Origin of the sequence: Pricia mediterranea (genome assembly GCF_032248455.1) — a bacterium.
GTDB classification, from domain to species: domain Bacteria; phylum Bacteroidota; class Bacteroidia; order Flavobacteriales; family Flavobacteriaceae; genus Pricia; species Pricia mediterranea.
Genome location: NZ_JAVTTP010000001.1, coordinates 3180553 through 3193970 on the forward strand (window position 1 = coordinate 3180553; position 13418 = coordinate 3193970).

Genomic DNA, 13418 nt, shown 5'->3' on the forward strand with positions numbered 1-13418 from the left:
AAAAGGGCCAGAATCGTTTCTATAGTACCTCCAATCCCACAAAATATCCCTCGTTGCCCCGAACATTGAACACGGTGCCATCTTCAAAGATGAGATACTGTCCTTTAATGCCTTTTAAGACTCCGGAGAAGCTGGGGGTCTTGTCCAGATTCAAGCTTTTGACTTTTTTTGGATATCGAAGCACGGGGAATTGCAAATGGGTTTCCGGACGTGATGCAATGAAATAATCAATGGCTTCGCCCGGGATATATCCTTTTAATCTATCGCGCCAACCTACCAGATCCTCATCGTCTACTTCGTTGGTCAGCATCTTGCGCCAGTTCGTTTTATCGCCGACATGGTCTTTTAGCGCTACCTCGGTGATGCCCGCCAAGAAACGGTTGGGAGTCTCCACGATTTCGATGGCCTCGTGCGCGCCCTGATCGATCCATCGGGTCGGGATTTGCGACTTTCGGGTCACTCCGACCTTGATATTGCTGGAGTTCGCCAAATAGACGATATGGGGCGTGAGCTGCACTTTCTTCTCGTATTCCAGGTCTCTATCTTCTTTGTCCAAATGTGCGGTACTCAGTTCGGGACGCATGATCCAGTCGCCCGCGGAGGGAATATCAAAAAAACAGTTTTTACAGAAACCTTGGCGATAAACGGGACGGTCTTCCCCACAATTCAAACATTGGTATTTGATAAAACGGATGCTCAATGCCCTGTTGAGTACTTGGTTGACATTTAAAAAATCATCCTCGAAAAGAAGGTAATATTGAATAGGATGTCCGACTTCGGATTTCATTTTTCGTAATACGCCTTCGTACTGCATGTCTTAACTTTTACTTACTTTTATCCCGATAAAGATATCCAAAATAATGCCGATACCCATAGTAAATTCCATAGCCTCGTGGCTTTTGAAAAAGCGTTATCATCAAATTGAGCTTTTCCTTAAGTACCCCGTGGAAGTGCAGGAAGAGGTATTGCAGCAGTTGGTCGAAATAGCCGAGGACACTGAAATCGGGAAAAAGCACGGGTTCAAAAGCATTACCGACTATAACACCTTTCGCGAGCGTGTGCCCATCGTATCTTATGAAGAGATGCAGCCCTTGATCGAACGAACCCGCCGGGGCGAACAGAACCTGTTCTGGCCGACATCGATAAAGTGGTTTGCCAAGAGCAGTGGCACTACCGATGCCAAGAGCAAGTTTATTCCCGTTAGCTCGGAGTCTTTGGAAGATTGCCATTATAAGTCGGCGAAAGACCTGCTCTGTCTGTATTTGAACAATAACGAAAATTCCCAGCTTTTTATGGGAAAAGGCCTCCGGTTGGGCGGAAGCAAGGAACTTTACGAAGACAACGGCTCCTTTTTCGGCGACTTGTCCGCCATTCTTATTGACAATATGCCCCTATGGGCCGAATTTAGCAGCACCCCGAGCAATCGGGTCTCGTTAATGAGCGAATGGGAACAGAAGCTGAAGGCCATCATTAAGGAAAGTACCCAAGAAAACGTAACTAGCTTGGCGGGCGTCCCCTCTTGGATGTTGGTGTTGCTCAATCGTGTACTCGAGGAAACCGGAAAGAACCATATTTTCCAGGTTTGGGAGAATCTGGAAGTCTATTTTCACGGGGGAGTCAATTTTAATCCCTATAAAGAACAGTATCGCAAACTCTTTCCCCGCAAAAATTTCAGATACTACGAAATATACAATGCGTCAGAAGGCTTTTTCGCTATTCAGGACCGAAACGCGTCCGACGAGCTCTTGTTGATGCTGGATTATGGTATTTTTTACGAATTCATTCCCATGGACAGCTATGGTACCGCCAGCCAACAAGCGATTCCGCTTTGGGAGGTGCAGACCGATACCAATTACGCGATTATTATCACCACCAATGCGGGGCTATGGCGCTACCAAATCGGCGACACGGTACGTTTTACGTCAACGGATCCGTATCGGATCAAGGTTACGGGCCGCACCAAACACCATATTAATGTGTTCGGTGAAGAGTTGATTATCGAGAACGCCGAGGAGGCCTTGAAAACGGTTTGCCTAAAGACCGGGGCCGAGATTAAGGACTATACTGCCGGACCTGTTTTTATGGCCGGTAGGGAAAAAGGAGCCCACGAATGGATTGTCGAATTTCGTAAGCCGCCTCAAAATCTCGATTACTTTACCGAGGTATTCGACAATGCCCTCAAAGCATTGAACTCCGATTACGAGGCCAAGCGGTATAACAATATCACCTTGAACATGCCAAAAATACACGTTGCAAGGCAACAGTTGTTTTATGATTGGCTCAAATCGAAGGGTAAGCTCGGGGGACAGCACAAGATCCCCAGATTGTCCAACAAGCGGGATTACATCGAAGAATTGCTTCGAATGAACAAATAATTATGGATATTTACCGTTTAAGGTGCAAATTAGCGACAAGAACTTAACCCAATGTACCCCTATTGTTTCTGAAAATCGAAATTCTTAAGGATAGACGTACAAGCTAATTAAAACACGTAATTGTTATGGCAGAAAGACTCGTCATTATTTCCGATATGTGGGGCGTAAAAAAGGGACAATGGATTACATCTTATCTCGCGTACCTACAGCAGTATTTCGATATTACCTTTTACGACAGCCAGCAATTGGCGCACTTGGAAGTACAAGTGCATTCCGAAGAAAATATTCTCAAGGCCTTTGTCGATGGCGGCATTGATACCGCAGCCGTCCATCTTTTGAAAAAAGAGAAAAAACCGGCCCACTATCTGGGTTTCGGCACGGGGGGTACTATCGCTTGGAAAGCCAACCTCGCGGGACTATCCATGAAATCGCTCTACACCGTCTCCTCGACTAGGATACGCGGCGAAAAGAAAAGGCCGGGTTGCAAGACCACCGCATTGTTCGGCGACTTGGACATTTATCGACCGAAATCAACATGGTACGAAGAAACGGGCTTGAAAGCCGAGCTGATCAAAGGTTTCGGCCATAAAATGTACACCGACGATAAGGTGATTCAAAAAGTCTGCTTGGATCTACTACGTTCGGTCACCCAAAAATCATGGGACCGGGAAAAACGGGAAAAAGCGGTGTGATTTGAGTTTATCAGTTTATGGGTTTAGGAATTTATGGGGTGTGATCTTTGACCGTACGACCCCTGATCCTCTTACTTGCAAAGCTGATAACGGAAATTAATTTCAAGGGCCCTACCACAGATGTTCTTGAAAGGTATCAATGAATTCTCCAGATTTATGACTTAGGCCATAAATCCGAACACGATGGACTTAAGGGTGAAATTCCAACAAATGGCCGTACGTCAAGGTATAATGACCAATTGTCTTACGTCTTACGTCCTTTTGTCTTAAGTCAAGTTCTAAACTATTACAATTTTACCCTCAAATGTTGGTAGAACTGTTTCAAGAAACCGCTTTCAATTTCTTGATTGTTTCATACGATAACTTATCTTCCGCGTAGGGCTTGGTAACCTTAAGTTCGGTCTCGTCGGTGCTTGGCATTTCGAACATGGCGTCGGTAAAAATAGCCTCGCACAAGGATCGTAGGCCCCTAGCTCCCAGTTTATATTCGATTGCTTTTTCCACGATGTAATCCAAGGCCTGATCGGTAATGCTAAAGCTGATATCGTCCATAGCGAAAAGCTTTTCATATTGTTTGATAATCGCATTCTTCGGTTCGGTAAGAATAGCGCGTAGGGTAGTGGCATCCAATGGATTCATATGGGTCAAGACGGGCAGCCTACCAATAATTTCGGGAATCAATCCGAATTCCTTAAGATCTTTTGGGATTATGTACTGTAGGATGTTGGTCTGATCTAGGGTTTCATCTGCCTTGGAAGCGCTATAGCCTACCGCCTGCATATTCAAGCGCTTGGTAATGGCCCGTTCGATACCGTCAAAGGCACCACCGGCAACGAATAGAATATTTTCGGTATTTACCTCGATGAATTTTTGATCGGGATGCTTGCGTCCACCTTTGGGCGGGACGTTGACCGTGGTACCTTCCAATAACTTCAAGAGACCTTGCTGTACGCCTTCCCCCGAAACATCGCGGGTAATCGATGGATTGTCGCTCTTGCGGGCAATCTTATCGATTTCATCAATGAACACGATACCGCGTTCGGCCTTTTCCAGATTGTAGTCGGCCGCTTGAAGCAACCGGGTAAGAATACTTTCAACGTCTTCGCCAACATAGCCGGCCTCGGTCAATATAGTGGCATCAACTATGGCCAAAGGTACGTTGAGCATCCTGGCAATGGTCTTGGCTACCAAGGTCTTACCGGTACCCGTGTTGCCGACCATGATGATATTGCTCTTCTGAATCTCGATATCATCGTCTTTGGACTTGGGTTGTAACAGCCTTTTGTAATGGTTGTAAACGGCGACGGACATTACTTTTTTAGTCCGTTCCTGTCCGATGACATAGGTGTCTAAAAAATCTTTGATGTCCTGTGGCTTTTTCAGTATAAGTTCCGAAGAAAGGTCATTGGTCTTGGTCTGCCTCGATTCTTCGGTTACGATACCGTGGGCCTGTTCTATACAGCGATCACAGATATGTGCATCGAGCCCTGCGATCAATAGGTTGGTCTCGGGCTTTTTCCTTCCACAAAATGAACACTCTAAATTTTCCTTCGCCATAGTCTTATGTTCTCTTATTTACGTAAACCGGAAACTTGAACCTAAATAGTAACGCTGTGTTTTTCGTTTTGGTTTACCTTTTATCGAAAAGTGTATTGTCTGGTGGTCATACCTGACCGTCGAAGCCACAAGTTTATAGACTGCACCTACCATTAGCTGGCTTCGCGTCATATTTTTAATTTTTTCACGAGTCCTTATCCCTCTTCAAAATCTCGTCGATCATTCCGTATTCCTTGGCTTTGTCGGCCTTCATCCAATAATCACGATCACTGTCTTCGTTTACTTTCTCGATGGTCTGCCCCGAGTGCTTGGCGATAATCTCGTAAAGCTCTTCCTTGATCTGTAGAATTTCGCGGGCCGCAATTTCGATATCGCTCGCCTGGCCCTGCCCGCCGCCCATGGGCTGGTGTATCATGACTCGGCAATGGGTCAATCCGCTGCGTTTGCCCTTTTCACCTGCACAGAGCAATACGGCTCCCATTGAGGCGGCCATACCGGTACAGATGGTCGCCACATCGGGCTTGATGAACTGCATCGTATCGTAGATGCCCAGTCCGGCGTAAACACTTCCGCCTGGGGAATTGATATATATTTGGATGTCTTTTGCCGCATCGGTACTTTCCAGAAACAATAGCTGGGCCTGAACGATGTTGGCTACCTGATCGTTGATTCCGGTACCCAGAAAGATGATTCGGTCCATCATCAGCCGCGAGAAGACATCCATGGCAACGGCGTTCATTTGTCGTTCTTCGATGATGTTAGGGGTGAGCCCTACAGGGTGCATGCTTTCGACTATTTTGTCGTAATACATACTATTGACACCTTGGTCTTTGGTGGCGTATTTCTTGAATTCTTTTCCGTAATCCATTTTCTTGTTTTCGAAAGGTGTAGTGAAAAAAGCATCGAGATGCTGATTCTCGGTAAGGTAAAGATACCCTATATTTGTTAAAGACTTTCCGCAATCAACCGGAAATCATTATCCGTAAACTTCCTTAATAAAATCTTCGTAGTTCACTTCCTTGGTTTTCAGATTTGCTTTTTCCTTATAAAGTTCAAGCAGTTTCTGGCTCATCAACTGCTCCGACAAACGCTTTGCCTCGTCCTGGTTTGCCAATACCCTCGCGGCAATGCCATCGAGTTCTTCCTCTTTGGGATCTAATTGTCCATATTGCGCCATTTGCGAGCGAATGTAGCCCTTGGCGAACTCCATAACCTCCTCGCGCTGTAATTGTATGTCGTTGTCCTCGATGATTTTACCTTCTATCAACTGGTAACGAAGTCCTTTTTCCGATTTTTCGTATTCCTCGACGGCCTGGTCTTCGGTCAAAGGCTCTTCCCCGGTCATTTTTATCCACTTGGTTAAAAATTCCGCTGGAAGCTCGAAGTCAATGTTTTCGATAAAGTATTCGGTTACGTCGTTCAGCAGCTTTTGGTCGGCCTGCTGCTCGAACTGTTTCTCGGAGTCTTCTTTGATACGTTCCTTCATTTCCTCCTCGGAAGTTATATTGCCCTCCCCGAAAATGGTATCAAAGAATTCCTGCGTGAGTTCGGCAGGTTCCCGTTCGTTGATTTCCTCGATGGTGAAAACGACTTGGATATCAAGATCCTTGGCCTTTTCCTGGGTTACTCCCAAAACGCTCGATAGAAGATAATCGTCCTTTAAGAGGCCTTTGGTGTTCAGCGTAATCGAATCGCCGACCTTTTTTCCTTTGAGGCTTTCAAGTGCCGTTTCGTCCTCGATCTTCTCCAGTTCTAGGGTAGCCTTGTTGTCTATCTCCTCTTCTTCGTTGGTAAAGGTGCCGGTAACCTCATCTTTTGTGTTGACTTCGGACTTACTGATGAGTTTTCCGTGCTGTTTTCGCAAGCGCTCGACCTGCTCGTTGACCATTTTCTCGTCGGCAACGATCTTGTATCGGGTAATCGGCTCTTCGGTATCGAGCGAAACCTCGAAATCGGGGGCAAGGCCCAATTCGAATTCAAAGGCGAGCTCTTCATTGTCCCAATCGAAATTATCCTGTTGCTTGGGCAACGGATTCCCTAGAACATCAAGCTTCTCCTCGGTCAAATATTTGTTGAGGTTGTCCTGTAGCAGCTTGTTTACCTCGTCTACCAAAATGGACTTCCCATATTGTTTTTTGATCAGTCCCAAAGGCACGTGGCCTTTTCTGAAACCGGGAATATCGGCCTGTTTTCTATAATCTCTCAGGATCTTATCCACTTTTTCCTGATAATCCTCCTTGGTGATGGCTACGGTTACGACTGCATTGAGGTCGTCGATCTGCTCTTTGGTAATATTCATCTAAATCATCTTTATTAAAGTTCCTCGAAACGGGATGCAAAAGTAGTACAATTTGAGTATCCTACCAAGTTTTGAAACCGCTGCGGGCCAAACTTTTGGGCAAGATGGAATAGCATGCCGGGAAGCACCGCTATCAACCTTTAGCACTGGTTTTCACGATGTAGTAGACGTGCTGCTGACTTCGTATTGGATGGGGGGGGGAATGAATTAGCGGGTGAAAGGGCGGTGTTTTTTTGGGATGCCTACATAAGGGCCTTTTGTAAATACATGTGGACTATCGCCGAGGAATTATAGTCCGTTAGGATGCGTCTTTTAGTTTTTATGAAACACTTTTGCTTATAAATGCTTGGTTATCAGATAGTAATCTAGATTGAAGGCTTTTAGCTCTAAAGGAAAACCACTGGGTTTTCGTCCTACACCTTGCCCTTTTCATCTAGGAGGGAGTACAACAGGGACTGTAAAAAAGAGAGTAGTAAGCTGAACAGCAGCGCCCACCAGAAGCCGTCGACACTGAAACCGCTGATAAGATTATCGGCCAATAGGATGATTATGGCATTGATGATCAACAAGAAGAGGCCCAAGGTCAAAATAGTCACCGGAAGTGTCAGGATGACAAGAATTGGCCTTACAATCAGATTCAAGAGACTCAGCACGATGGCTACCACGATGGCCGTAAAATAGCTGTCGACCGAAACATGAGGCAATATTTTCGACAAAATTACGACCGCGAGACCGCTGAGGAGTACCCTTAATATGAGTTTCATCTTTAGAATGGTATTAGTTGGACGACGGCACCGGAGTATCCGACGTCTCCAAAATTAGAACTTTAATTTGAATCAAGGTCGCCAGCCAAGTATGAAGGCCTTTGTCGGTTCGACGTCACTTGAAAATAATTCTCTCAGGGTTGGATGGCCCCCGATTAGGACAGATCACCCCGTTCCTTTACTCATTTTCCGAATTTTCGGCCTTTCTGTCCTTATGTCGGTCGGTTTATCTTGTTATTTTGTACTAGTTGACGTAAAGTCCCTTGTATTCGAGCGGATCGATTTCGGGCAAATCGGCGTTGTAGGTGGTTTCGATGGCCTCGATAAATTCGTTGGCCATGATGGCATAGCCCCGTGGGGAGAGGTGCACCCCGTCGAGCGAAAACCCGCCGCCCGTTGCAAATTCGGCGGTCACGCTACTGCCGTCGGAGAGGGGAATGCCTTCTTCACTGGCCGCTTGGGTTAAGACCGCGTTCGCATCTACAAACGCCAGTCCGTATTGGTCGGACAGCCCCGAGATGGTCGTATTGAACTTTTCCGTCGCCGTCAAGACCGTAGCCTGCTCGTCAGGGGTCAGCACCCATTGGTCTTCCAAAGGATAGGTTACCCCGTTTACCGCGAGTTGCCCGGCATTGGCGGCGGGGAGTCCCATTGCTTGTAACGATGCAAAGGCAGTTTCGTTCAGCGTTGCGATTTCGCTTTGGGCGGTGAGTACGATTAGGTCGTTCTCATTGGCCTGTCTGGCCTGACCGTAGAGCATTCCAAAGACGGTCGCGGTACCCGCATCCAATCCTCCCTGCATCAAGGCGCCGGTAATCTGTTGTGACAGGTCGGGCAGCGACTCGTCCTTGATGACAAGGGCACTGGCGGCATCCTCGGCGAAGACGATGGAGCGTTCGGGCACTTGCAGGGCGGCGAAAACTTGGTTCAATCCCGCAAAGTTCTGGTTCAAGGTCGGAATTTGCGGCCCGAAATCCGGATTCGTGGGATCCAAGGGATCAAAAGGTACCGTCGTGAAATATGGAACCGTGGTTACATCGGGCAAATTGGCCAGCGCACCGCCGGCGCCATTGGCGGTAAGGGCCTGTAACAGCTGGTTGTATATGTTTGCGAATACGTTGGGGTCGGTGATATCGTTAGGGCCGTAGATAGAAGGATCGAGGTTGCCTTCCTGATCTACCCCTGATCCACCAGATGTCGCATAGGATAGGATATCGTTGTTACCGATCCACATTGTAAAGAAGGTGGGGTTTTGTGCCACGGCATCGCCAATTACAGTAGCCATAGGGTCGGAGGCGAACCGCACAAAATACGGATTCGCGGCCCCGATGGCCAGGGCATCGAGACTGCCATAACCGGGGGCTGCCAGATGATAGATCTTTGCGCCCGGCACGCCCATGTTGTTGAACGGACCGGACAATACATTCGTTACTTCCGTGGAGCCTTGCCCTTCTAAGCGTACCGGGGAGGGGGAGCCGGAGGCGAAGGACAGAATAAATCGATTTTCAAAGCCCTCGAGCTTTTCTCCTCCCAAAGTCAGTCCGCCCAAGTTATCTGCCATAAAGGGGATTTTGAATTCACCTCCGCCCACTTCGGCGAAACTGCCGGCGAGCATATTGGGAAAGGACGCCTCTTGGCCGTCCATAAACAGGGCGCCGTCGGAATATCCGGCGGTCAGGGAGTTTCCAAGGGCCACGTAGTTTGAAAAATCTGCGGAGCCGCTGGTGTAATTTTCAGGAGTGGGTTCGGGGGGCGTGGGGCCTACCGGCGCATTGTCGTCATTGCTGCACGAAATTGCGAACAGACTGCAAAAGGCAAGTAACGCTAAAATCTTCTTCATCGTTTTGTCTTAGGGGGTTGTTAAGGACATGTTAATTTATACCTGTAATCAAAATTAACCAAAAATCCCATACGTACAATGTTTTCCACAAAAAATTATGCATGCATAGTATTTTTCATTTGAACCATTGACGCTTAATCTTTCATAAACGCCAGAGACTTCTCAAAGAATTGGTCCGGGTTCTCGGCATGCAGCCAGTGACCGGCCTTTTCAATGGTCTCCATTTCAGCTTTTGGAAAGTGTTTTCTGAATTCGGGGAGATCGCCCGGGGCGATATACTCCGAACGGTCACCACGAAGAAAGAGGGTAGGGCCTTCATAGTAGTCCGATGAGCCGATATTTTCCCCCACTTCCCCCATTTTTTCGCTAAGCACCTCGAGGTTGAAGCGAAACGCCAGCTTGCCCTTTTCGATCCAATATAGATTTTTAAGAAGAAATTGCCGGATGCCTAGATTGGATATGTGTTTTTTTAGTTCGGCATCCGCGGTACTTCTCGAGCTAAAGGCATCGGGACCAAGCGCGTTCAATGCGTCAACGATGGGCTGATGGTGGGGCGGATAGAACTTGGGACCGATATCGGCGACCACTAATTTTTCCACAAGGTGAGGATGGTCGCAGGCGTACTGCATGGCCGTCTTCCCGCCCATGGAGTGTCCCAAGAGTACCGCTCGATCGATTTCGTGGTGTTGCGTATAGCGGAGCAGGTCTTCCGAAAGTAGATCGTAGTTGAAATCGTCGGACCAGAAACTCTGTCCGTGGTTGCGTTGGTCGATGAGGTGCACCTCGAATCCCGATTCCGCATACTGGCCCCCCAAGGTTTTCCAGTTGTCCAGCATCCCTAGAAAACCATGCAAAATCAACAATGGCCGTCCCTCGCCCTCTATTTTTGAATGTAGGATTTTTTCCTCCATAGGCCTTAAATCATTTCAACCGGTGCAGATACATATTGACAACGTTTTCGAGTCCCAAATATAGCGATTCACAAATAAGCGCATGCCCGATGGAAACTTCGAGCAAGTGGGGTACTTTTTCCTTGAAATAGTTGACGTTGTCAAGACTCAGGTCATGGCCCGCGTTGAGTCCCAACCCTAGGCGATATGCCAATTTGGCCGCTTCGACGTAGGGTTCTACGGCCAGCTCGTGCTTGCCCTCGGCATACTGTACCGCATAACTTTCGGTGTAAAGCTCGATTCGGTCCGTGCCTGTTTCCACAGCACCTTCGATCATTTTGGGCACGGGATCGGTGAAAATGGAGGTGCGTATCCCGTTCTCCTTAAAGGTGCCGATGACATCCTTCAGAAATTGCTTATATTCGATGGTATCCCATCCTGCGTTCGAGGTGATTGCATCAACGGAATCGGGCACCAGGGTGACCTGGTCGGGTTTGACCTCGAGCACAAGGTCGATAAACTTGGAAATGGGGTTCCCCTCTATATTGAATTCGGTGGTTACGATACCTTTAAGTTGCCGTGCATCCTCATAGCGGATATGTCGTTCGTCGGGCCTTGGATGTACGGTGATGCCCTGTGCCCCGAATTCCTCGATGTCGGCCGCCGTTTTTAAAACATCGGGGACGTTTCCGCCCCGGGAGTTGCGCAAAGTGGCGATTTTGTTGATATTCACACTGAGTTTCGTCATTTATCCTGTTTTTGATACCGTTCATACAAAAATACGAATAAGGCACACCTTTTGATATTATTAATTAGTAATTTGCATAAAGAGCGGACCGTAATCCCTGAGATTCGGACGCCCTATTAGAACAAAAGACAGATATGCACATCCAAAACCACATTGTTTCCAATATTCCGGTCTTTGAAGTCGATGACCCGTTGTCCGAAGTCATCCATTTTTTCAAGGAGACCACGCATTCCCATGTCGCGATTATCGAAAAGGATAGTTATTTGGGCGTGTTGGACGAAAATGATTTGGAACAGTTCGAAACGGGTAAAACCGTGAATGACCATCGTTACGATCTTGGTACTTTTTTTGTCAGGAAGGATACCAATTGGCTCGATGTATTGGAAACCTTTGCACGACATGAAGCCAATCTAGTTCCCGTCTTGGATGAAATGGGTAGGATGGCAGGGTACTATGATCTGACCGATATTGTCAACCTTTTTATCGACACCCCGTTCTTTACCGAGCCTGGCGGAATTATCGTGTTGGCCAAGGGGATAAAGGACTACACCTTCAGCGAAATTGCCCAGATCGTGGAAAGCAATAATACCAAGTTGATCGGGGGCTTCATTACCGATTCGAAAAACGATGTCATCCAGATTACGATTAAAGTAGCCTCCTCCAACTTGAACGAAATCATACAGACCTTTCGCCGCTATAACTATAATATTCTCTTCGGAAACGACGACGACCAGTTCATGGAAGATCTCAAGGAGCGATCGGACTATTTGGAAAAGTACCTAAATGTATAAAAAGCTTTTATTCTCAACATTCGTGGGTAATCCTAAATTCCGCAGAGGCTCATTGAAAGGCACACCAAGGGAGCAAGGACGGAAAGAACAAGGGAGATAAACGGATACCCTTTTAGAAATATCCAAAGGTCGATCTCGATCTCATACCTAAAAACACCCTTTGGCATTTCGCTGTTCTTATTCCTTCTTCCTTTCGTATTTTGGTCAGAATCATTAATGATAGTTCTGTTTTACACCATTGGATAGTAGTGCCCTAAAAATTTTTAAGGGATTCTACGGAAAGGTTCAAAACTGTTTTGTAGTTTGGTTCGAGTTTCAAAGTTGTCTAGCTTTGGGCCTTGATAAAGTACAAGGTAGCGGTTGAACCTTGTTTTTTAATTCCGTCATTCAGCCAACCTAGAAGCCCTTTCGTTCAACAGATAATATCTAAAATCGAACATCCGATACCAAATCGAAAATTTAGGCCAAATCACAACTACCGACCAATAACTAATAACTAACGACTAGCGTCCATAATGTAACACCTAACGTCTAACGACTAAAACCATGAAAGTTGCCCTCTTTAGTCAAACCTATCAAGAAGACACTTCCGAATACGTGGTAGAACTGCTGGACGAACTTCATAAAGAGGATGCCGAGGTGTGGATAGAGACCGATTTCTATTCCTATCTTTCCGAAAACCGTGCCTCTAAAACCTATAGTACCTTCACCAATACGGAGGGACTGGACGAATCTTTCGACATGTTCGTCAGTTTCGGAGGCGATGGTACCATTTTGAGGGCGACCACGTTTGTTCGGGATTTGGGAATACCTATAGTCGGGGTGAACACCGGTCGATTGGGTTTCCTTTCCACCTTTAATAAAGAGGAAGTGCGAAAAGTGGTTCAGGAATTCAAGTCCGGTAGATATTCCATCATTGAACGAAGCTTGGTCGAGGTCAACTCCGGCTCCGAGTTTCCCGAGCTCAACGATTTGAACTTTGCCCTTAACGAAGTAGCGGTGAGCCGAAAGGATACCACTTCGATGATTACGATCGAGACCCATCTCGACGGCGAATACCTGACCTCTTACTGGGCCGACGGTCTAATCGTATCCACGCCTACGGGCTCAACCGGCTATTCGCTCAGCTGTGGCGGCCCGGTTATCGTACCCACGGCAAAATCGCTCGTGCTTACCCCGATTGCGCCCCACAACCTCAACGCCCGACCGTTGGTAATTTCCGATGAAACGCTGATACGCCTCAAAGTCTCCGGCAGGGAAGAAAACCACCTCATTTCCTTGGATTCCCGCTTGGCATCCGTACCCAACGGAAAGGAGATCAATATCAGAAAGGCGGACTTCGTTATTAAAATGGTCGAGTACACTTCCGAAAGCTTCCTAAAGACCATTCGCAACAAACTGCTGTGGGGCGAGGATCGCCGGAATTGATGTGGTCATTGAGACGCAATTGATTCTATGCCAA

The 13418-nt window shown here is 47.1% G+C and carries 12 protein-coding genes; 4 read left to right on the plus strand and 8 right to left on the minus strand.

The genetic code is table 11. The annotated features are described in order from the left end of the window. Positions 1 to 19 precede the first annotated feature (19 nt). The gene (locus RQM65_RS13035; protein ID WP_314015622.1) at positions 20 to 814 is read right to left on the minus strand and encodes a DUF2797 domain-containing protein; all 795 of its coding nucleotides are present in this window, start codon (positions 812 to 814) and stop codon (positions 20 to 22) included. A gap of 46 nt (positions 815 to 860) precedes the next feature. Between RQM65_RS13035 and RQM65_RS13040 the strand changes: the two genes are divergently transcribed. Beyond that, positions 861 to 2375 carry a GH3 auxin-responsive promoter family protein gene (locus RQM65_RS13040; protein ID WP_314015624.1) on the plus strand — a complete coding sequence of 505 codons (1515 nt, stop codon included), beginning with the start codon at positions 861 to 863 and terminating at the stop codon, positions 2373 to 2375. Between the two features lie 125 nt (positions 2376 to 2500). Beyond that, the gene (locus RQM65_RS13045) at positions 2501 to 3067 is read left to right on the plus strand and encodes a hypothetical protein (RefSeq protein ID WP_314015626.1); all 567 of its coding nucleotides are present in this window, start codon (positions 2501 to 2503) and stop codon (positions 3065 to 3067) included. A 321-nt stretch (positions 3068 to 3388) separates the two neighbouring features. On the opposite strand, the gene clpX is transcribed toward RQM65_RS13045, so the two are convergent. The 7 genes from clpX to RQM65_RS13080 form a co-directional block, all read right to left on the minus strand. Beyond that, a complete protein-coding gene (clpX, locus tag RQM65_RS13050) occupies positions 3389 to 4624 on the minus strand; it encodes an ATP-dependent Clp protease ATP-binding subunit ClpX (RefSeq protein WP_314015628.1) in 1236 nt (411 codons plus the stop codon). A gap of 184 nt (positions 4625 to 4808) precedes the next feature. Beyond that, the gene (gene clpP, locus RQM65_RS13055; protein WP_314015630.1) at positions 4809 to 5492 is read right to left on the minus strand and encodes an ATP-dependent Clp endopeptidase proteolytic subunit ClpP; all 684 of its coding nucleotides are present in this window, start codon (positions 5490 to 5492) and stop codon (positions 4809 to 4811) included. Between the two features lie 108 nt (positions 5493 to 5600). After that, positions 5601 to 6923, minus strand: coding sequence for a trigger factor (gene tig, locus RQM65_RS13060; RefSeq protein WP_314015632.1), 1323 nt, complete (start codon positions 6921 to 6923; stop codon positions 5601 to 5603). A 413-nt stretch (positions 6924 to 7336) separates the two neighbouring features. Further along, positions 7337 to 7687 carry a phage holin family protein gene (locus RQM65_RS13065; protein WP_314015634.1) on the minus strand — a complete coding sequence of 117 codons (351 nt, stop codon included), beginning with the start codon at positions 7685 to 7687 and terminating at the stop codon, positions 7337 to 7339. Between the two features lie 244 nt (positions 7688 to 7931). After that, positions 7932 to 9527, minus strand: coding sequence for an SGNH/GDSL hydrolase family protein (locus RQM65_RS13070; protein ID WP_314015635.1), 1596 nt, complete (start codon positions 9525 to 9527; stop codon positions 7932 to 7934). A gap of 134 nt (positions 9528 to 9661) precedes the next feature. Then, entirely contained in the window at positions 9662 to 10438 is a 777-nt protein-coding gene (locus tag RQM65_RS13075; RefSeq protein WP_314015637.1) for an alpha/beta fold hydrolase, read from the minus strand. 10 nt (positions 10439 to 10448) lie between these two features. Next, positions 10449 to 11165 carry a pyridoxine 5'-phosphate synthase gene (locus RQM65_RS13080; RefSeq protein ID WP_314015639.1) on the minus strand — a complete coding sequence of 239 codons (717 nt, stop codon included), beginning with the start codon at positions 11163 to 11165 and terminating at the stop codon, positions 10449 to 10451. A 134-nt stretch (positions 11166 to 11299) separates the two neighbouring features. Here RQM65_RS13080 and RQM65_RS13085 point away from each other — a divergent pair, with 134 nt between their 5' ends. Beyond that, positions 11300 to 11956, plus strand: a complete 657-nt coding sequence (locus RQM65_RS13085; protein WP_314015641.1) for a CBS domain-containing protein — start codon at positions 11300 to 11302, stop codon at positions 11954 to 11956. A gap of 546 nt (positions 11957 to 12502) precedes the next feature. Beyond that, positions 12503 to 13384 carry an NAD kinase gene (locus RQM65_RS13090; RefSeq protein WP_314015643.1) on the plus strand — a complete coding sequence of 294 codons (882 nt, stop codon included), beginning with the start codon at positions 12503 to 12505 and terminating at the stop codon, positions 13382 to 13384. Positions 13385 to 13418: the final 34 nt, after the last annotated feature.

Coding starts and splice junctions, on each gene's coding strand:
- RQM65_RS13035 (WP_314015622.1), bottom strand. CDS start 814: ATGCAGTACGAAGGCGTATTACGAAAAATGAAATCCGAAGTCGGACAT.
- RQM65_RS13040 (WP_314015624.1), top strand. CDS start 861: ATGCCGATACCCATAGTAAATTCCATAGCCTCGTGGCTTTTGAAAAAG.
- RQM65_RS13045 (WP_314015626.1), top strand. CDS start 2,501: ATGGCAGAAAGACTCGTCATTATTTCCGATATGTGGGGCGTAAAAAAG.
- clpX (WP_314015628.1), bottom strand. CDS start 4,624: ATGGCGAAGGAAAATTTAGAGTGTTCATTTTGTGGAAGGAAAAAGCCC.
- clpP (WP_314015630.1), bottom strand. CDS start 5,492: ATGGATTACGGAAAAGAATTCAAGAAATACGCCACCAAAGACCAAGGT.
- tig (WP_314015632.1), bottom strand. CDS start 6,923: ATGAATATTACCAAAGAGCAGATCGACGACCTCAATGCAGTCGTAACC.
- RQM65_RS13065 (WP_314015634.1), bottom strand. CDS start 7,687: ATGAAACTCATATTAAGGGTACTCCTCAGCGGTCTCGCGGTCGTAATT.
- RQM65_RS13070 (WP_314015635.1), bottom strand. CDS start 9,527: ATGAAGAAGATTTTAGCGTTACTTGCCTTTTGCAGTCTGTTCGCAATT.
- RQM65_RS13075 (WP_314015637.1), bottom strand. CDS start 10,438: ATGGAGGAAAAAATCCTACATTCAAAAATAGAGGGCGAGGGACGGCCA.
- RQM65_RS13080 (WP_314015639.1), bottom strand. CDS start 11,165: ATGACGAAACTCAGTGTGAATATCAACAAAATCGCCACTTTGCGCAAC.
- RQM65_RS13085 (WP_314015641.1), top strand. CDS start 11,300: ATGCACATCCAAAACCACATTGTTTCCAATATTCCGGTCTTTGAAGTC.
- RQM65_RS13090 (WP_314015643.1), top strand. CDS start 12,503: ATGAAAGTTGCCCTCTTTAGTCAAACCTATCAAGAAGACACTTCCGAA.